Genomic DNA, 17,208 nt, shown 5'->3' on the forward strand with positions numbered 1-17,208 from the left:
CATGGCTGGCGCCAACGAACGCACCGAGCGCAATGCAATGAACGGGACCGCCGCCACCGAAGGGCTCGCCAGTTCGCTGTCACAGAGCGAACTCGACAGGCGGATGCGCCGGCGCGGCGAGGAGTCGCGCTGGTGGTGGATCGTGCCGACGCTCTACATCATCGTCCTTCTGCTGCCGATCTACTGGCTCATCAACATGAGCTTCAAGACCAATGCCGAGATCGTCAACTCGCTGACGCTTTATCCGCACGCGCCGACGATCGCCAACTACGTCACCATCTTCACGCAGAAGGCCTGGTATTCCGGCTACATCAACTCGATCACCTATGTCGTCATGAACATGGTGATTTCGGTATCGGTGGCTCTGCCGGCGGCTTACGCTTTCTCGCGCTATCGTTTCCTTGGCGACAAGCATCTGTTCTTCTGGCTGCTGACCAACCGCATGGCGCCGCCGGCCGTGTTCGCGCTGCCGTTCTTCCAGCTCTATTCGGCCTTCGGCCTCATCGACACGCACATAGCGGTGGCGCTGGCGCACTGCCTGTTCAACGTGCCGCTGGCGGTGTGGATCCTGGAAGGCTTCATGTCGGGCGTGCCGAAAGAAATCGACGAGACCGCCTATATCGACGGTTATTCGTTCCCGCGCTTCTTCCTCAAGATCTTCATGCCGCTGATCGCCAGCGGCATCGGCGTCGCCTGCTTCTTCTGCTTCATGTTTTCATGGGTCGAGCTGCTGATCGCCCGCACGCTGACCACGACCGACGCCAAACCGATCGCTGCGACCATGACGCGTACGGTGTCGGCCTCGGGCATGGACTGGGGGCTGCTGGCAGCCGCCGGCGTTTTGACGCTGATCCCCGGCGCGCTCGTGATCTGGTTCGTGCGCAACTATATCGCCAAGGGTTTTGCGCTGGGGAGGGTGTGACATGAACCTCGACTTTTCCTGGATGGCGTGGACCTGGCCGACGGCCGCGTTCTTCACCGTCATCGCGCTGCTTCTGCTTGGCATGGGCGTTTGGGAATACGCTTCGCCGGGTGGCAATCCGCGCGTCGGCGTGCTGCGCTTCGAGACGACGCGCGGCGACCGTCTGTTTCTATCGCTGCTTGGCAGCGCCTTTATCCATCTCGCTTGGCTGGGTCTTGTCGGACCGAGCCTCTGGTGGGCTCTCGCTCTCTCCGTGGTCTACGCCATCGGCGTGTTCCGCTACGTATAGAGGGGGAAACTGTTGGAGCGGCCGCGTGCCGGCGGTCGCTCCAGATCGCACTTGAAACCTAAAACAGTGGAGGAAACACATGCGACGGCAATTTTTAACATCAACAACGGCCCTTGTCCTGTTGCTCGGCGTAGGCAATGCCTATGCCGGCATGGATGAAGCAAAAGCCTTTCTGGACAAGGAGATAGGCGGCGTGTCGACGCTTTCCCGCGCCGACCAGGAAAAGCAGATGCAGTGGTTCATCGACGCCGCCAAGCCCTTCGCCGGCATGGACATCAAAGTCGTGTCGGAAACCTTGACCACCCATCAGTACGAGTCTCAGGTGCTGGCGCCGGCCTTTACAGCCATCACCGGCATCAAGGTCACGCATGACGTCATCCAGGAAGGCGACGTCGTCGAGAAGATCCAGACCCAGATGCAAACCGGCCAGAACATCTATGACGGCTGGGTCAACGATTCGGATCTGATCGGCACGCACTGGCGCTACCAGCAGGTGCGCAACCTGACCGACTGGATGGCGGGCGAAGGCAAGGATGTCACCGATCCGATGCTCGATGTCGACGACTTCATCGGCACCAAGTTCACCACTGCGCCGGACAAGAAGCTCTACCAGCTTCCCGACCAGCAGTTCGCCAACCTCTACTGGTTCCGCTACGACTGGTTCAACGACGAGAAGAACAAGGCCGACTTCAAGGCCAAGTATGGCTACGAACTCGGCGTGCCGGTCAACTGGTCGGCCTATGAGGACATCGCCGCGTTCTTCACCGGCCGCGACGTCAACGGCAAGAAGGTCTATGGCCACATGGACTACGGCAAGAAGGATCCGTCGCTCGGCTGGCGGTTCACCGACGCCTGGCTGTCGATGGCCGGCAACGGCGACAAGGGCCTGCCGAACGGCGTGCCGGTCGACGAATGGGGTATCAAGGTCGATGCGAATTCGCGACCTGTAGGCTCGTGCATGGCACGAGGCGGCGACACCAATGGACCAGCATCGGTCTATGCCATCCAGAAGTATCTGGATTGGCTGAAGGCCTATGCGCCGCCGGAAGCCCAGGGCATGACCTTCTCCGAATCCGGCCCCGTGCCGTCGCAAGGCAATGTTGCCCAACAGATCTTCTGGTATACCGCCTTCACCGCCGACATGGTCAAGCCGGGCCTCCCGGTCATGAATGACGACGGTACGCCGAAATGGCGCATGGCGCCGTCTCCGCACGGCTCCTACTGGAAAGACGGCATGAAGCTCGGCTATCAGGATGTCGGTTCCTGGACGCTGATGAAGTCGACACCGACCGACCGCGCCAAGGCCGCCTGGCTTTATGCGCAGTTCGTCACCTCGAAGACCGTCGACGTGAAGAAGAGCCAGGTTGGTCTGACCTTCATTCGCGACTCCACCATCCATGACAAGAGCTTCACCGAACGTGCGCCGAAGCTCGGCGGCCTGATCGAGTTCTACCGCTCGCCGGCCCGCGTGCAGTGGACGCCGACCGGTACCAACGTGCCGGACTATCCGAAGCTGGCGCAGCTTTGGTGGCAGAACATCGGCGACGCGTCCTCTGGTGCCAAGACGCCGCAGGAAGCCATGGATTCGCTTTGTGCCGACCAGGAAAAGGTCCTGAGCCGTATCGAGAAATCCGGTGTCCAGGGTGACATTGGTCCGAAGATGGCCGAAGAGCACGACCTGGCCTATTGGAACGCCGATGCGGTCAAGGCCGGCAATCTCGCGCCTCAGCTGAAGCTCGAGAACGAGAAGGAAAAGCCGCAGACCATCAATTACGACGAACTGGTCAAGAGCTGGCAGAAGTGAGACTGTCCATGCGGGCGTTCGCGCCCGTGTGAAATTGAGGGAGGCGGCGCGTTGCCGTCTCCCTTCTTTGTATCGAGGCGGAGGATGCGGAATGAGTGGTTTTGTGCTGGCCATCGACCAGGGAACGACATCGACCCGGGCGATCCTGTTCGATGGCCAGATGAAGGTCGTGGGTAGCGGGCAGAAGGAATTCACCCAGCGCTATCCGGCCTCCGGCTGGGTCGAACATGATCCGGAAGAGATCTGGGCAAGCGTCGTGACCACCGTGAAGGCTGCACTGAAAAAGGCCGGCCGTACGGCTGCTGATGTCGTGGCCATCGGCATCACCAACCAGCGCGAGACCGTCGTTGTCTGGGACAGGGCGACGGGCAAACCGGTCCACAACGCCATCGTATGGCAGGATCGGCGCACCGCACCGCTCTGCCAGAAGCTCAAGAAGCAGGGGCTCGAGAAGAAATTCACCCGCAAGACAGGACTGCTGCTCGACCCCTATTTCTCGGGCACCAAGATCGCCTGGATGCTGGACAAGGTGAAAGGGGCAAGGCGGCGCGCCGAGAGAGGCGAATTGCTGGCGGGTACCATCGACAGTTTTTTGATCTGGCGGCTGACCGGCGGCAAGGTTCATGCCACCGACGCCACCAACGCCTCACGCACGCTTGTCTACAATATCGAGAAGAATGCCTGGGACGACGAACTGCTTTCCATCCTGCGCATCCCGGCCGCAATGCTGCCGGAGGTAAAGGATTGCGCCGATGATTATGGAATCACAGAGAAAAACCTGTTTGGCGCCGAGATAAGGATACTCGGCGTTGCCGGCGACCAGCATGCCGCGACCATCGGGCAGGCCTGTTTCGAGCCGGGTATGATGAAATCCACCTACGGCACCGGCTGTTTTGCGCTGCTCAACACCGGCAGCGATCTGGTGCGTTCGAAGAACCGCCTGTTGACCACCATCGCCTACCGGTTGAACGGCAAGACCACCTATGCGCTGGAAGGCTCGATCTTCATTGCGGGTGCCGCGGTGCAATGGCTGCGGGACGGCATCGAGGTGATCGGCAAGGCCGAGCAGAGCGGCAAGCTGGCTGCCGAGGCCGATCCGACGCAGAACGTCTACCTTGTGCCGGCTTTTGTCGGACTTGGCGCGCCGCACTGGGATGCCGGGGCGCGGGGTGCTATCTTCGGGTTGACCCGAAATTCCGGTCCTGCCGAGTTTGCCCGGGCGGCTTTGGAATCAGTCGCTTACCAGACCCGCGACCTGCTCGACGCCATGCACAAGGATTGGAAGGGCGCCAAGGCAAAGACCGTGCTCAGGGTCGATGGCGGCATGGTGGCTTCGGACTGGACCATGCAACGCCTCGCCGACATCCTCGACGCGCCGGTCGATCGGCCGACAATCCTGGAGACGACCGCGCTGGGGGCGGCCTGGCTCGCCGGCTCGAAGGCGGGCGTGTGGCCCGCCGCGCAGGAGTTCGCTAAAAGCTGGGCGCTCGAGCGGCGGTTCAAGCCTGATATGGACGCGTCCAATCGTACTGCGAAACTAGCAGGCTGGCGTGATGCAGTGCGCAGGACACTGAGCGCATAAGGAAAGGCCCGCGCCGTTTCCAACGCGGGCCTTCGGCTCACACACTTTTAGGCCACTCATACTCACTCAGTAAGGCGAACGGCACTCCCGACGAGGACCATTGTTCGGCTGGAAGGTGTTATCCGAAGCGCGGTAGCTCCGATAATGATCGTAGCACCACTGCACATGGGCATTGCCTTCATAGACGCGGTTGTTCTCATTGACGATCGCGCCGGTGATCAGGGCGCCAGTCGCGAAGGCAGCGAGCGGGAACCAGTAATCCCCATGACGGCGATAGCCGCGGCGATATTCCCGATAGCCGCGATGACCATTCCAATACATGTCACCGTTGCGGCTGAAGCTGCGATTGCGCGAGAAATTGCGGTCGAAGGAGCGGTTTCTCCGCCATTCCCGGTATTGCACTGTCTGCATGTCCGACGTTGTCGCCTGGGACAATGGCACGTAGGCCGGCTGGGCGTTGACCGGCACCACCTCCGCCGCGACGAATGTGGCCGAGAGCGTGGCGGCTAGCAGACCCGTTGTCACTCTATTCATTGGTCTTCTCCTCGAAGGTTTGGCGAACGTCCCTTTGGCGGAAAACGATGGTGCTTCGGATTTGTTCCGCCGTGTTGGCAGCCGTTGCCGGACCGAAACCGAAACCGCGGGCTGCTCACCTGGACCCGGGGAACAAAAGCAAGGGGCAGCGATTTAGGGCAAAGAGCGGGTTTGAAACCCATCTTTTCCGGTTGACCGGTCGCGGCACTCTCCCTATGTTCCGCGCAATTTCGGGGGCGGCCTTTTCGAGCCCGCGGGAGCGCGTAGCTCAGCCGGTAGAGCAACTGACTTTTAATCAGTAGGTCATGGGTTCGAATCCCATCGCGCTCACCAAATCAGGTCTCAGTATCCGTAAATCTGTGTCCGCTCGGTGTTCGCAAAATTGAGGCGGGCAGGCCCAAGGCTTTCCGCGATCACACCATAGGCTAACGCGATCACACAGTTCACAATAGAACTACAAGCGGTCGATTCCTTCAGGGATGTAGCCACTCCAAAAGCCCGTCGCAGGTCGCTCCTGTGGCGGGTTTTTCATTAACCAGGGACTGAGGGGCCACGGCGTACGGCATTGTGACCGTCAGCGCCCCGTGCAGCCTTGCACTAGTCGCTGGGGGACAAGCAATTGGCTGTCGCGCATTTGAACCCCGTCCATGTATTTTAGCATCTGCTTGAATTTCTTCTGAAGCAGGATCATGATGCAACAGGTTTGAAGGGGGTAAAGCGTCATGGAATTCGCAAGCTGCTATGACCAAAGCGCGAGCATCTTTGCGGCAACGATGTTCTTGAACATCACGGCGTTTTTCATAATTCTGGCCGCGTTTGCCGTTGCACGGCTGGTTGTAATATCCGGCGAAGGTTCCGTGAACCGGCTTCAGATCGCGTAAAGCCCCCGGAGGCATATGGCCGGAAAGAAGGTGATCGCGGTCAAGGACTGGACTTGCGCTATAAGCGACGAGCTTGGCCGTGTGGTCCTGACGATCAACCGACTTAGGGTGACGGGGTTTCGTTATGATGACGACGCCCCGACGAGCAGTGACCCCTTAGACGCTCCGTGACAGGTGCACGTCCAAGACGGCGGCTTTCTTGGCGATCAGTCCTTCCAGATCCGCATCGGATCGCTTGGTGCCGGTCCGTTCGCGCAGCAGGGAGATCACCGCGCTCATCGAAAGTTGGGCGGTACGACCGCTCAGGATGGCGTCCACCGCGCCGGCAACATCCGGGGTTTCCGTCGGTGCTCGCATGATCGGTTCCTTTCTGTTCAAGTCGGCCTCGGCGCCGCCGGCTGGTCCCCGCACGCCCCGATCGAAGAGGACGGCCAGGCCGTTCTTTACGGCGAGTGCGGCGACCATGTCGTCAAGGTCGTGATCGGAAAGTGCTGGCTCCGAAGGATCGGGTTTCAGGGTTCTGCGGATCACCCGGGCAGCCTGGTCCGTCGACACAAAGCCAAAGTGCCGTTTTCTGGCCTCGACATATTGTTCGACGATCATGCTCAGACGCCGGGCTGCGATATCCCTGGGTTGCTGCATCTGGACCTCCTTCGGCTGCCGTAAAGCGCAAGCCGGCATTACCGACAGGAAATAGAGCGGCCGGTCGAATCAAACAGGGGACGGCTCATTCGACGCATCTTCCAATGATTCAGGAACGATCCCGGCGCTGATGCATTTTGGCTCTATGACCAGCTCATTGAGGGACGCCGGGACATGAAGATTGCCCATGTCGCACCGCTTTACGAGTCGGTGCCGCCAAGACTCTACGGGGGCACCGAACGCATCATCTCGTATCTTACCGAGGCGCTCGTCGACCTCGGCCACGACGTGACATTGTTCGCCAGCGGCGACACGAAGACTTCCGCCAAACTGGTGCCATGCCGCGAAAGGGCGCTTCGTCTCGATCCCCGTCCGCTGAAATCCGAGATCGCGGCGCATCTGTCGATGCTCGACGAAGTGAGGAAACGGGCCGACGACTTCGACGTCGTCCATTTCCATCTCAGCCATTTCCTGCATTTTCCTTTTTTCCGCGATATTCCACAGCGCACCGTGACGACGCCGCATGGCAGGCTGGATTACGCGGACCTCGCGCAGGCCTATGACCGGTTTCCGCGGTTTCCCATGATTTCCATATCCCGCAGCCAGCGGGCGCGGTTCGCGTCCGCGAATTGGCTGGCGACAATCCATCATGGGCTGCCGCTTGGGCTTTATGAGCCCGATTTCGAGGCAGGCACGGATGGCGCCTATCTGGCGTTCCTCGGCAGGATGTCGCGCGACAAGCGGCCGGACCGGGCGATCGAGATCGCTCGCCGCACCGGCCTGAAACTGAAGCTCGCCGCCAAGGTCGGCGATGGCGACCGCGCCTATTTCGAGGAAGTCGTGCAGCCCCTGATCGATGGCGACCGGGTCGAGTTTGTCGGCGAGATCGGCGAGGACCAGAAGAGCAGGTTTCTGGGCAATGCGGCCGCTTTGCTGTTTCCCATCGATTGGCCCGAACCCTTCGGGCTTGCGGTGATCGAGGCCATGGCCTGCGGAACCCCAGTCATGGCCTGGAGTTGCGGGGCCATGCCCGAGATCATCGATTATGGGGTCACCGGCTTTGTCGTCGAAACCATCGAAGATGCCGTCGCCTCGATGCCCGATCTCCTGCAACTCGACAGGCGAAGAATAAGAACGGTCTTCGAAAGGCGGTTTTCCGCCGACAGAATGGCCAGGGATTATGTCGCGGCGTATTCGCGGCTGACCAATGGCGTCGAGGAGAGCAGAGCCTCGTAGACCGTCACCCCGTTCGGAAACCAGCACGGGACAATCTTCTTGACCATTACCCAACTCGACGAGCGAAAGCTCGATCCTGCAATAGCACTGGCTTCGCTGGACGAAACCGCCCCCAGGGAGCCGCATCGGCTTTATGCTCTCAAGCATGGCGATTGCTTTGCCGTCGCCGATGCCTATGGCGACATACGTGGCGCCGGCGACGGCTTCTTCCGCGACGACACGCGTGTGCTTTCAGAATTTCGCCTGACAGTTGGCGGGCGGTCGCTGTCGTTGCTTGGCGCATCGCTCAGCCAGGACAACGTCCTGTTCACCACCAACCTGACCAATCTGCCGATCGAGAGCACCGCAAGCCGCCAGATTCCGCAGGGCGCGATCCATATCGAGCGCGCCAGGCTTCTGTGGGAGGAAAGGCTGTATGAACGCATCACGCTCTCCAACTACAGTCGGGAGCATTCGACGGTCCTGGTGTCGCTGCGCTTTGGTGCCGATTTTCGGGACATGTTCGAAGTCCGGGGCTCGACCCGGTCCAAACGCGGCACCGCCCACACGGCCGAGATCGACGGGAACTCGGTCGTGCTCCGCTACGAAGGCCTGGACAAGGTGGTACGAACATCCGCGATATCGTTTTCGCAGACGCCCGATCAATTGACCTCCGAGCGGGCGGATTTCTTCATCGCGATTACCAAGCGAAGCAGCCAGACGCTTTACGTGGAAGTGGGCGGCGAGACGTCAGACCGCCCCGAAAGCCGGCGGTTCCGGGCTGCCGCCGCCCGCGCCCGTTTCGGCATGCGCGCCAAGCGCCGGCACGGGGCGACACTCCACAGTTCGGGCCGCGTCTTCAATGATTGGATGGAGCGGGCCCGCGCCGATGTGGCGTTGCTCACGACGGAATTGGCGACCGGCCCTTACCCATACGCCGGGATTCCATGGTTCTCCACCGCCTTCGGCCGGGACGGCGTGATTTCAGCTCTGCAGATGCTTTGGCTCAATCCCGGCCTGGCTCGTGGTGTGCTTGCCTTTCTCGCCCAGCACCAGGCGACCGAGACCTCCCCCTTCAGCGATTCCGAGCCCGGCAAGATCATGCACGAGACCCGCAAGGGCGAGATGGCGGCGCTGAGTGAGTTGCCGTTCGGCCGCTATTATGGCGGCGTCGACACGACGCCGCTCTACATCCATCTCGCCTGCGCCTATGCGGACCGCACGGGAGACACGGCTTTCATCGATGGCCTGTGGCCATCGCTGTGCGCCGCCGCCGAGTGGATCGAGACAGCCAGTCGTTCGACAGGGTTCCTTACCTACCAGCGCGCCGCCGAGTCCGGCCTTGCCAACCAGGGATGGAAGGACAGTTTCGATTCCGTCTTCCATGCCGATGGCCGCATTCCGAAAGGACCGATCGCTCTGGTCGAGGTGCAGGGCTACGTCTTTGCAGCGTTCCAGGGATTGGCAAAGCTTGCACGGCTGCGCGGCGAAGAGGAGCGGGCCGAAAATTGGGAAATGCGCGCCGATGTCATTCGCCAACAAGTCGAACGCCATTTCTGGATCGAGGACCTCAGCTACTATGCGCTGGCGATCGATGGCGATGGCCAACCCTGCAAGGTACGCACGTCCAACGCCGGTCACCTGCTGTATGTCGGCCTTCCCGATCCGGATCGCGCACGCATGGTCGCCGACCAGCTGCTGTCGGCTTCATTCCATTCCGGCTGGGGGCTGAGGACGCTGGCTGACGACGCGATCTTCTTCAATCCGATGTCGTATCACAACGGGTCCATCTGGCCGCACGACACCGCGATCTGCGCCGCCGGACTGGCGCGCTACGGCATCCGCGACAGCGTGGTGCGGTTGATGAGCGGGACTTTCGAATCCGCGGTTCATTTCAACATGCGGCTGCCCGAACTGTTCTGTGGGTTCACGCGCGCGGCCGGCGAAGCGCCGATTGCCTATCCAGTGGCTTGCCTGCCGCAGGCCTGGTCCGCAGGTTCCGCCTTCATGCTCATGCAGGCCTGCCTCGGCCTTCAGATCGATGGTGGGACGAACGAAATTCACGTGACCCAGCCGCGCTTGCCGATCGGTATCGACAATCTCGTCATTCGTCATCTCTCGGTAGGACATGTGGCGGTGGATCTGACGTTTCAACGCGTGGGAGATCGTGTCGGCGCCTTCCTTGCGGATGCGCATGAGGGACTGGTGCCTCTGGTGGTCAGGAGTTGAAAAATCGGAACCATCATGTGTGCGGAACGTTGGATCACCACGCCAAGGATGCCGGAGTTCCTGTCGGTGGATCTGCCGCATCCCATTGAAAGGTAATCAATTCGAAATGCCCGACAACAGTTCGTACCTGGTCGTCCCTTCGGCCGCACCGTGGCTATTCATTCTCGCAATTGTCGGTATCTTATGCATCGCGCTTGCGGTGGTGGTGTCACGGGCGCATCGGGCCAGAAACACGAAGCGCGCCAGTCTCGAACCAGGACCCGTTCGCGGTCCATTGCCGGAATTCGAAAAGAACGGGCAATCCGCGACCGCCGCGCTCGTCCAATGGTCGCCGGAAACTCTGCGTCACATTTTGGCGAAGGAACTTCCCGATGCGCAGGTGATCGTGGTTTCAAATCGCGAACCCTACATTCATAACCGCAAGGGGGACGATATCCAGCTGGTCGTGCCTGCCAGCGGGCTCGTTTCAGCGCTGGAGCCGATTACGCGCGCCTGCGCCGGCACATGGATCGCCTATGGCGGCGGTTCGGCCGATGCGCTTGTCGTCGATGAAAATGACCGCGTCGAGGTGCCGCCTGAAAACCCTTCCTACACGTTGCGCCGTGTCTGGCTGAGCGAGGAAGAACAGCAGGGCTATTATCTCGGCTTTGCCAATGAAGGGCTCTGGCCGCTCTGCCACATAGCCTTCACCCGGCCGATATTCCGCGCCTCCGACTGGGAGGCCTATGAGACGGTCAACCGCAAATTCGCCGACACCGTCGTGGCGGAGGCCCGCAACGAGCGGCCCATCGTGCTGGTCCAGGACTATCACTTCGCGCTGTTGCCGCGGATGATTCGGGAGCGCCTGCCGGAAGCGATCATCATCACCTTCTGGCACATTCCGTGGCCGAATTCCGAGGTGTTCAGCATCTGTCCATGGCGCGAGAAGATTCTCGAAGGACTGCTGGGCAGTTCAATCGTCGGCTTTCACACCCAGTTCCATTGCAACAACTTCATCGACAGCGTCGACCGCTTCCTGGAGAGCAGGATCGAGCGTGAGGATTCCGCCATCTCCTATGGCGGCCAGATCAGCCTGGTTCACGCCTATCCGATTTCAATCGAATGGGAGCCGCCGCATCTGAGCAAACTGCCTGCCGTTGCAGAATGTCGCCAGCTCATTCGCGAGAAATTCGGCCTGGCCGAGAACGTCAGGCTGTGCGTCGGCGTCGAACGCCTCGACTACACCAAGGGCATCCTCGATCGTCTCAACGCACTCGATGAGCTGCTGACACTGCATCCGGAATGGATCGGCAAGGTCGCGTTCCTGCAGATCGCCGCGCCCAGCCGCGGCACCTTGCCTGCCTATCAACAATTGTATGAGGAATGTCTGCGCCATGCCGAGGATATCAACGAGCGCCATGGTCGTGAAAACTATACCCCTGTGGTGCTGGTGACCGAACATCACTCGCAAACGGAGGTGTACGAGATTTACCGGGCCGCCGACGTCTGCATGGTCACCAGCCTTCACGACGGCATGAACCTGGTTGCAAAGGAGTTTGTCGCGGCCCGCGAGGATGAACAGGGCGTGCTGATGCTCAGCATGTTCGCCGGCGCGTCGAAGGAATTGCTGGAGGCGCTGATCGTCAATCCCTACGACGCGGCGATGATGGGCGACGCCCTGCTGCAGGCCTTGACCATGTCACCGGAAGAGCAACGTCAGCGCATGCGACGCATGCGCGAGGTCGTGCGCGAAAACAATGTCTATCGATGGGCGGGCAGCATGCTGTTCGATGCGGCGCGCCTGCGCAAGCGGGATGCGGTCGATCGTGCCGTCAGCGCCGCCCCACGTTCTCCTGGTCCCAGTTCTCCCGGCAATGTGATATCGCTGCTCGACCGCAAGCGCGTGGCGGCCCTGTGATGTTGACATTGTCAAACTTGACCGTACCCAAAGTCCCGCAGGGTGCGTGGGCCTTGTTCCTCGATATCGACGGCACGCTTCTCGAACATGCCGCGCATCCCGATGCGGTGGTTGTCGGCGATGAGTTGCGGACGCTGTTGGTGGGGCTCGAATTGCAATTGGACGGAGCTCTGGCGTTCATCACGGGGCGGTCGATCGCTGCTGTCGATCATCTTTTCCAGCCCCTCAGATTGCGCGCCGCCGGGCTTTACGGTCTTGAGCACAGGCTCGCGCGTGATGGGCCGGTCGAGGCGGCGGGAGAGCCCGCCGACATCGCCGCACTTGCCGAGGAGATCGAAGCGGAGCTGGATAGTGCGGACGTCTATATCGAGCGCAAGGGTCCGATCCTGGCAATCCACACACGAGCGGCACCGCACTTGTTGCAGCGCGCGACGCAACTGATCGAGCAGGCGCTGGACAGGTTGCCCGTGGGGTATCGGGTGCTGGCCGGCAATGCCGGCGTCGAATTGATGCCGTTGGAGGCGGCGAAGGGAGCGGCAATCAGGCGCTTTTTGGATCTGCCAGCTTTCGAGGGGAGGCGGCCAGTGTTTCTGGGCGACGACACATCCGACGAGAATGGTTTCGAGGCCGTCAATGAGATGGACGGCATTTCGATCCGGATAAAACCGCGCGGACCGACAGCGGCGCGCCATGCGCTGGCCGACGTCGGCGAGGCTTTGGCTTGGCTGGGTGCGGTGAGCCAGAGCAACTTGGATGGATCGACCGGTCTGATCCATCCCTTGAACCGAAGGAGTCGGCGATGACCCAATTCACCAGTCTCATCCAGGAGATGATGCCTGCTTGGCTACGCCGGCGCTCGGTCCCGAATGCGCACGAGAGCGAGCCGAGTTTGGATCCGTCGCGCCCGCGGGACGCGGACGAGGTCTGGCGCCAGTTTGTCCAAAAGGATCTCTTTGGCGCCGACACACAGGATCACGCCGAGGCGGAGGATAAAAAGACCGACCGCCACTGAGGGCGGGTTAGCCGTCCCCGAAAACCAGCGAAACATTGCCGCCGGCGTGGCGTTCAAGGCGGCCGGCGAGGTCGAGTTCAAGCAGCACCATGAAAACCTGGGCGGGGTGCAGGCCGGTGTGACGGATGATCTCGTCGACCGGCACCGGCGTCGGCCCCAGCGCTTCGATCACCTTGGCCCGGTCGCTCTCGCCTGGTGGCGCCGTGGCCGAAAAGTCGGGCGGGTCTTCAAACGGCGGCGGATCAGGTGTTCGCATGCCGGTCAGCGGAAGGATCGCCCTGGAGATGTCCGAAGCCTCGGTGACCAGCGTCGCTCCATCCTTGAGCAGGCCGTTGGTACCGGCGGCGCGTGGATCGAGCGGGGAGCCAGGCACGGCAAAGACCAGTCGGCCCATGTCGCCGGCAAGCCTGGCGCTGATCAGCGAGCCGGAGCGCTGCGCAGCCTCGACCACGACCAATCCAAGGGCGGCACCGGCGACAAGGCGGTTGCGGCGCGGGAAATCCTGGGCGCGTGGCTGCCAGCCGAACGGCATTTCCGAGATGATGGCGCCACGCTCGGTAATGTCATCGCACAGGCCGGTATTTTCGGGCGGGTAGGGCAGGTCGAGGCCACCGGCGAGCACTCCGACCGTGCCGGTCAAGAGACTGCCCTGATGCGCCGCCGTGTCGATGCCGCGCGCCAGGCCGGAGATGATGCCATAGCCGTCTCCTGCGAGATCGGCTGCCAGCATGCGCGCCATCTTGATGCCGGCAAGCGATGCGTTGCGGGCGCCGACGATCGCGATCCCCGGCAACCGGAACACCGCGGCGTTACCCTTGACCGCCAGCAGCGGCGGCGGATTGTCCATGCTGCGCAGCAGCGGCGGATAGTCTGCCTCGCCGATGCCGACAAAGCGTGCACCGATCCGCCGCGCGGCCTCCATCTCGGCCTCGGCTTCGGCCAGCGAAGGGATGCGCACGATCCGGTTGGCGCCACCGGAAATCATCAGTTCCGGCAGCATTTCCAACGCGACCTCGGCCGAACCGAAACGGTTGATCAGGTCGCGAAAGGAGGCCGGGCCGACATTCTGGGTGCGGATCAGCCGCAACCAGCTCAGCCGCTGGCGATCGGTGAGACGCGGCCCGGCGGCCGGTTCGCTCACCCCTTGGCTCCGATCTTGCCTTCGGTGCCGGCCATCAGCCGCGAAATATTGGCCCTATGCTTGATGAAAACGATGATGCTCATCACCACGAACAGCGCTGCAACCTGGGGTGTGCTCATGACGTAGAGGGCGATCGGGACGACGACGGCTGCAGCAAGCGCTGCAAGCGAGGAGAAGCGAAACAGAAAAGCCATCACCAGCCAGACAACGGCAAAGATCAGCGCCACCTGCCAGGCGAGGCCGATCAGCACGCCGAGATAGGTCGCGACGCCCTTGCCTCCTTTGAACCCCAGCCATGCCGGAAACAGGTGCCCCAGAAAAGCGCCAAGGCCGGCCCAGACCGCTGTTTCAGGCGCGAAATGGCCTGCTATCAGCACGGCGGCCGTGCCCTTCAGCGCGTCAAGCAGCAAGGTCGCGGCGGCAAGCCCCTTGTTGCCGGTGCGCAGCACATTGGTGGCGCCGATATTGCCGGAGCCGATCTTGCGCACGTCACCGAGGCCGGCCGCGCGGGTAAGCAGCAGGCCGAACGGAATTGAGCCTAGCAGATAACCGAACACCAACGCCAGGATCAGGCCATACGTCATTGTTTCCCCCGCATTTCCCCCGGCCATGCTCGATGTCGCATGGCTATTGCCGGCTCAGGCGGAAAACACTGTGCGGCCCGCCACCAGCGTTTGCAAGACCTTGCCCTGCAGGCGTGCGCCTTCGAAACAGGTGTTTTTCGAGCGCGAGCGGATGCCGCTTTCACTGACGATCCAGGGCTCGTCGAGATCGACAAGCGCGAGATCGGCTAACGCGCCTGGCTTCAGCGTGCCGCCGGGCAATCCGAACAGCCGCGCCGGCGCGGTGGACAAGGTCTCGATCAGCCGGAGCAAAGGCACATCGCCATTGTGGTAGAGGCGCAAGGCAGCGCCCAGCAGGGTTTCGAGTCCGATGGCACCGGCTGCCGCGTCGGCGAAAGGCAGGCGCTTGGTGTCGACATCCTGCGGATCATGCGAGGAGACGATGACATCGACCGTACCGTCCCTGACCGCCTCGATGACAGCCAGCCGGTCTTCCTCGGCGCGCAGCGGCGGCGTCAGGCGAAAGAAGGTGCGGTACTCGCCGACGTCGTTTTCGTTGAGCGACAGATTGTGGATCGACACGCCCGATGTCACTGCCGCTCCGTCGGCCTTCGCCCGTGCCATGGCGCTTGCCGCCATTGCCGTCGAGATCTTCGCGGCATGGTACGAACCCCGCGTCAGCCGCGCCAGCGCAAGGTCACGCTCGAGCGGGATGGATTCGGCTTCACGCGGAATGCCGGAAAGGCCGAGCCAACTGGCATACAGGCCTTCATTCATGACGCCCGATGACCCAAGGTCGGCATCCTGCGTTTCATGGACGATGGTGGCGCCGAAATCGCGCGCGTAGGTCAGCGCGCGGCGCATCACCAGCGCGCTCGATATGGTGTGCCGGCCATCGGTGAAGGCGACCGCGCCGGCCTCGCGCAGCAGGCCGAACTCCGTCATCTCGCGCCCGTGGAGGCCCTTGGTGATGGCTGCGGCCGGAAAGATGTTGACGACGGCCGTATCCTTGGCGGTGCGCAACACGAATTCGACCAGCGCCACATTGTCGATCACCGGGTCGGTGTCGGGCATCATGACGATCGACGTCACTCCGCCGGCGGCCGCGGCGACACTCGCCGAAGCGATGGTTTCGCGATGCTCGCCGCCCGGCTCGCCGATGAAGACCCGGCCATCGATCAAACCTGGCATGATCGCCTTGCCGGCGCAGTCGATTGCCGTGGCGCCTTCGGGGACGCCCTGGTTCAGCGCCGCCTTGCCCGCGGCAACGATTTTCTTGCCATCGACTATGACGGAGCCGACTTCGTCGATGCCGCGCGAAGGGTCGACGATGCGGGCGCGTTCAAAGACAGTCGTGCTCATGCGCCGCGACCCTCTTGATTGCGGCTCTCTTGATTGCGACGGGGATCAAGCAGCGCTTCCATCACCGCCATGCGCACGGCGACACCCATTTCCACCTGTTCCTGGATGACGCTTTGCGGGCCGTCGGCGATTTCGGAGGCGATCTCGACACCTCGGTTCATCGGGCCGGGATGCATGACCAGCGCGTCATCCTTGGCCGCCTTCAGCTTCTCGGCATCAAGGCCGAAATAGCGGAAATATTCGCGCACCGACGGCACGAAGGCGCCTTCCATGCGCTCGCGCTGCAAGCGCAGCATCATCACCACATCCGCGTCCTTCAGGCCTTCCGCCATCGAGCGGCAGACGATCACGCCCATCCTGTCAATGCCCGAGGGCAGCAGCGTCGAGGGTGCCACCACCCGCACCTGTGCGCCAAGGGCGTTGAGCAGCATGATGTTGGAGCGCGCCACGCGCGAATGCAGGATGTCGCCGCAGATCGCCACGATCAGCTTCGACAACGGACCCTTGGCGCGGCGGATGGTGAGCGCGTCGAGCAGCGCCTGTGTAGGGTGTTCATGGGCGCCGTCGCCGGCATTGACAACCGAACAGCCGACCTTCTGGGCCAGAAGGGCCGCGGCGCCCGCCGACTGGTGGCGGATGATCAATATGTCGGGCCGCATGGCGTTCAGCGTCATCGCGGTGTCGATGAGCGTCTCGCCCTTCTTCACCGAGGAACTCGCCACCGACATGTTCATGACATCGGCGCCAAGCCGCTTTCCAGCCAGTTCGAACGAGGACTGCGTGCGGGTCGAGGCTTCGTAGAAGAGGTTGATCTGGGTGCGGCCGCGCAGCGTCGAGGTTTTTTTCTCGGACTGCCGCGAGATCGCGACCGCTCGATCCGCCCTGTCGAGCAACAGCTCGATGTCGGCGGGCGAAAGATCGCTGATGCCCAGAAGATGGCGGTGAGGATAGAGTGGCAGGGACGAAGCGTCGGTCATCTCAAGGGGCTGCTATAGGGTGCGGATTTCGCGCCCGCAAGCACCCGCTTTGCATTGACGCCGTTCTCCCCGGTATTTTCGTCGCGCGCGCAGCAACGCTTGGCTATATCTAGCCGATGGCCTCGGATTCGAGGCTTTCCGACGATAAGGCCTTTCTA

General features: G+C 62.0%; 15 protein-coding genes and 1 tRNA gene. 10 read left to right on the plus strand and 6 right to left on the minus strand.

Going from position 1 to position 17,208, the window contains the following annotated elements:
* Position 1: 1 nt before the first annotated feature.
* The 4 genes from EN824_RS06375 to glpK all read left to right on the plus strand — a co-directional run bounded on the left by EN824_RS06375 (position 2) and on the right by glpK (position 4,597).
* Positions 2-922: a carbohydrate ABC transporter permease gene (locus tag EN824_RS06375; RefSeq protein ID WP_127872515.1), complete on the plus strand. Its 921-nt coding sequence runs from the start codon at positions 2-4 to the stop codon at positions 920-922.
* 1 nt (position 923) lies between these two features.
* A complete protein-coding gene (locus EN824_RS06380; RefSeq protein WP_127872514.1) occupies positions 924-1,211 on the plus strand; it encodes a DUF2160 domain-containing protein in 288 nt (95 codons plus the stop codon).
* 79 nt (positions 1,212-1,290) lie between these two features.
* Positions 1,291-3,015: an ABC transporter substrate-binding protein gene (locus EN824_RS06385; RefSeq protein WP_127872513.1), complete on the plus strand. Its 1,725-nt coding sequence runs from the start codon at positions 1,291-1,293 to the stop codon at positions 3,013-3,015.
* 91 nt (positions 3,016-3,106) lie between these two features.
* Positions 3,107-4,597, plus strand: coding sequence for a glycerol kinase GlpK (gene glpK, locus EN824_RS06390; RefSeq protein WP_127872512.1), 1,491 nt, complete (start codon positions 3,107-3,109; stop codon positions 4,595-4,597).
* A 66-nt stretch (positions 4,598-4,663) separates the two neighbouring features.
* Here glpK and EN824_RS06395 read toward each other — a convergent pair whose 3' ends face one another.
* A complete protein-coding gene (locus EN824_RS06395; protein WP_127278376.1) occupies positions 4,664-5,131 on the minus strand; it encodes a BA14K family protein in 468 nt (155 codons plus the stop codon).
* A gap of 257 nt (positions 5,132-5,388) precedes the next feature.
* On the opposite strand from EN824_RS06395, the gene EN824_RS06400 reads away from it, so the two are divergent.
* Positions 5,389-5,464, plus strand: a tRNA-Lys gene (locus tag EN824_RS06400).
* A 704-nt stretch (positions 5,465-6,168) separates the two neighbouring features.
* On the opposite strand, the gene EN824_RS35105 is transcribed toward EN824_RS06400, so the two are convergent.
* A complete protein-coding gene (locus EN824_RS35105) occupies positions 6,169-6,654 on the minus strand; it encodes a hypothetical protein (RefSeq protein WP_189522127.1) in 486 nt (161 codons plus the stop codon).
* Between the two features lie 174 nt (positions 6,655-6,828).
* Between EN824_RS35105 and EN824_RS06415 the strand changes: the two genes are divergently transcribed.
* The 5 genes from EN824_RS06415 to EN824_RS06435 all read left to right on the plus strand — a co-directional run bounded on the left by EN824_RS06415 (position 6,829) and on the right by EN824_RS06435 (position 13,007).
* Positions 6,829-7,890, plus strand: coding sequence for a glycosyltransferase family 4 protein (locus EN824_RS06415; RefSeq protein WP_127278678.1), 1,062 nt, complete (start codon positions 6,829-6,831; stop codon positions 7,888-7,890).
* A gap of 45 nt (positions 7,891-7,935) precedes the next feature.
* Positions 7,936-10,098 carry an amylo-alpha-1,6-glucosidase gene (locus tag EN824_RS06420; RefSeq protein ID WP_127278680.1) on the plus strand — a complete coding sequence of 721 codons (2,163 nt, stop codon included), beginning with the start codon at positions 7,936-7,938 and terminating at the stop codon, positions 10,096-10,098.
* A 106-nt stretch (positions 10,099-10,204) separates the two neighbouring features.
* A complete protein-coding gene (locus tag EN824_RS06425; RefSeq protein ID WP_127872511.1) occupies positions 10,205-11,995 on the plus strand; it encodes a trehalose-6-phosphate synthase in 1,791 nt (596 codons plus the stop codon).
* The gene (gene otsB, locus EN824_RS06430; RefSeq protein WP_135932128.1) at positions 11,995-12,798 is read left to right on the plus strand and encodes a trehalose-phosphatase; all 804 of its coding nucleotides are present in this window, start codon (positions 11,995-11,997) and stop codon (positions 12,796-12,798) included. The genes EN824_RS06425 and otsB overlap by 1 nt, the downstream gene beginning before the upstream one ends.
* On the plus strand, positions 12,795-13,007 hold the full coding sequence (locus tag EN824_RS06435; protein ID WP_127278356.1) for a hypothetical protein: 213 nt from the start codon (positions 12,795-12,797) through the stop codon (positions 13,005-13,007). The genes otsB and EN824_RS06435 overlap by 4 nt, the downstream gene beginning before the upstream one ends.
* A gap of 7 nt (positions 13,008-13,014) precedes the next feature.
* Here the strand turns inward: EN824_RS06435 and dprA are convergent, their stop codons facing one another.
* The 4 genes from dprA to EN824_RS06455 are packed head-to-tail and all read right to left on the minus strand — an operon-like array spanning position 13,015 to position 17,050.
* Positions 13,015-14,148 (minus strand): DNA-processing protein DprA, encoded by a 1,134-nt coding sequence (dprA, locus tag EN824_RS06440; RefSeq protein WP_127278355.1) that lies wholly within the window; start codon positions 14,146-14,148, stop codon positions 13,015-13,017.
* On the minus strand, positions 14,145-14,732 hold the full coding sequence (plsY, locus tag EN824_RS06445) for a glycerol-3-phosphate 1-O-acyltransferase PlsY (RefSeq protein WP_127278354.1): 588 nt from the start codon (positions 14,730-14,732) through the stop codon (positions 14,145-14,147). The genes dprA and plsY overlap by 4 nt, the downstream gene beginning before the upstream one ends.
* A 54-nt stretch (positions 14,733-14,786) precedes the next feature.
* Positions 14,787-16,073: a dihydroorotase gene (locus EN824_RS06450; RefSeq protein ID WP_127278353.1), complete on the minus strand. Its 1,287-nt coding sequence runs from the start codon at positions 16,071-16,073 to the stop codon at positions 14,787-14,789.
* Complete coding sequence (locus EN824_RS06455; RefSeq protein WP_127278352.1) at positions 16,070-17,050, minus strand: aspartate carbamoyltransferase catalytic subunit; 981 nt, start codon at positions 17,048-17,050, stop codon at positions 16,070-16,072. Before EN824_RS06455 ends, EN824_RS06450 begins: the two co-directional genes overlap by 4 nt.
* Positions 17,051-17,208: the final 158 nt, after the last annotated feature.

The sequence above is a fragment of the Mesorhizobium sp. M8A.F.Ca.ET.181.01.1.1 genome, from assembly GCF_004792025.1.
Lineage (GTDB): Bacteria > Pseudomonadota > Alphaproteobacteria > Rhizobiales > Rhizobiaceae > Mesorhizobium.

Excerpts from the sequence above, each read along its gene's own strand:
- EN824_RS06395 (WP_127278376.1), bottom strand. The coding sequence starts at position 5,131 with ATGAATAGAGTGACAACGGGTCTGCTAGCCGCCACGCTCTCGGCCACA.
- EN824_RS35105 (WP_189522127.1), bottom strand. The coding sequence starts at position 6,654 with ATGCAGCAACCCAGGGATATCGCAGCCCGGCGTCTGAGCATGATCGTC.
- EN824_RS06385 (WP_127872513.1), top strand. The coding sequence starts at position 1,291 with ATGCGACGGCAATTTTTAACATCAACAACGGCCCTTGTCCTGTTGCTC.
- EN824_RS06375 (WP_127872515.1), top strand. The coding sequence starts at position 2 with ATGGCTGGCGCCAACGAACGCACCGAGCGCAATGCAATGAACGGGACC.
- plsY (WP_127278354.1), bottom strand. The coding sequence starts at position 14,732 with ATGACGTATGGCCTGATCCTGGCGTTGGTGTTCGGTTATCTGCTAGGC.
- EN824_RS06455 (WP_127278352.1), bottom strand. The coding sequence starts at position 17,050 with ATGACCGACGCTTCGTCCCTGCCACTCTATCCTCACCGCCATCTTCTG.
- EN824_RS06380 (WP_127872514.1), top strand. The coding sequence starts at position 924 with ATGAACCTCGACTTTTCCTGGATGGCGTGGACCTGGCCGACGGCCGCG.
- EN824_RS06450 (WP_127278353.1), bottom strand. The coding sequence starts at position 16,073 with ATGAGCACGACTGTCTTTGAACGCGCCCGCATCGTCGACCCTTCGCGC.
- EN824_RS06415 (WP_127278678.1), top strand. The coding sequence starts at position 6,829 with ATGAAGATTGCCCATGTCGCACCGCTTTACGAGTCGGTGCCGCCAAGA.
- otsB (WP_135932128.1), top strand. The coding sequence starts at position 11,995 with ATGTTGACATTGTCAAACTTGACCGTACCCAAAGTCCCGCAGGGTGCG.
- EN824_RS06435 (WP_127278356.1), top strand. The coding sequence starts at position 12,795 with ATGACCCAATTCACCAGTCTCATCCAGGAGATGATGCCTGCTTGGCTA.
- EN824_RS06425 (WP_127872511.1), top strand. The coding sequence starts at position 10,205 with ATGCCCGACAACAGTTCGTACCTGGTCGTCCCTTCGGCCGCACCGTGG.
- glpK (WP_127872512.1), top strand. The coding sequence starts at position 3,107 with ATGAGTGGTTTTGTGCTGGCCATCGACCAGGGAACGACATCGACCCGG.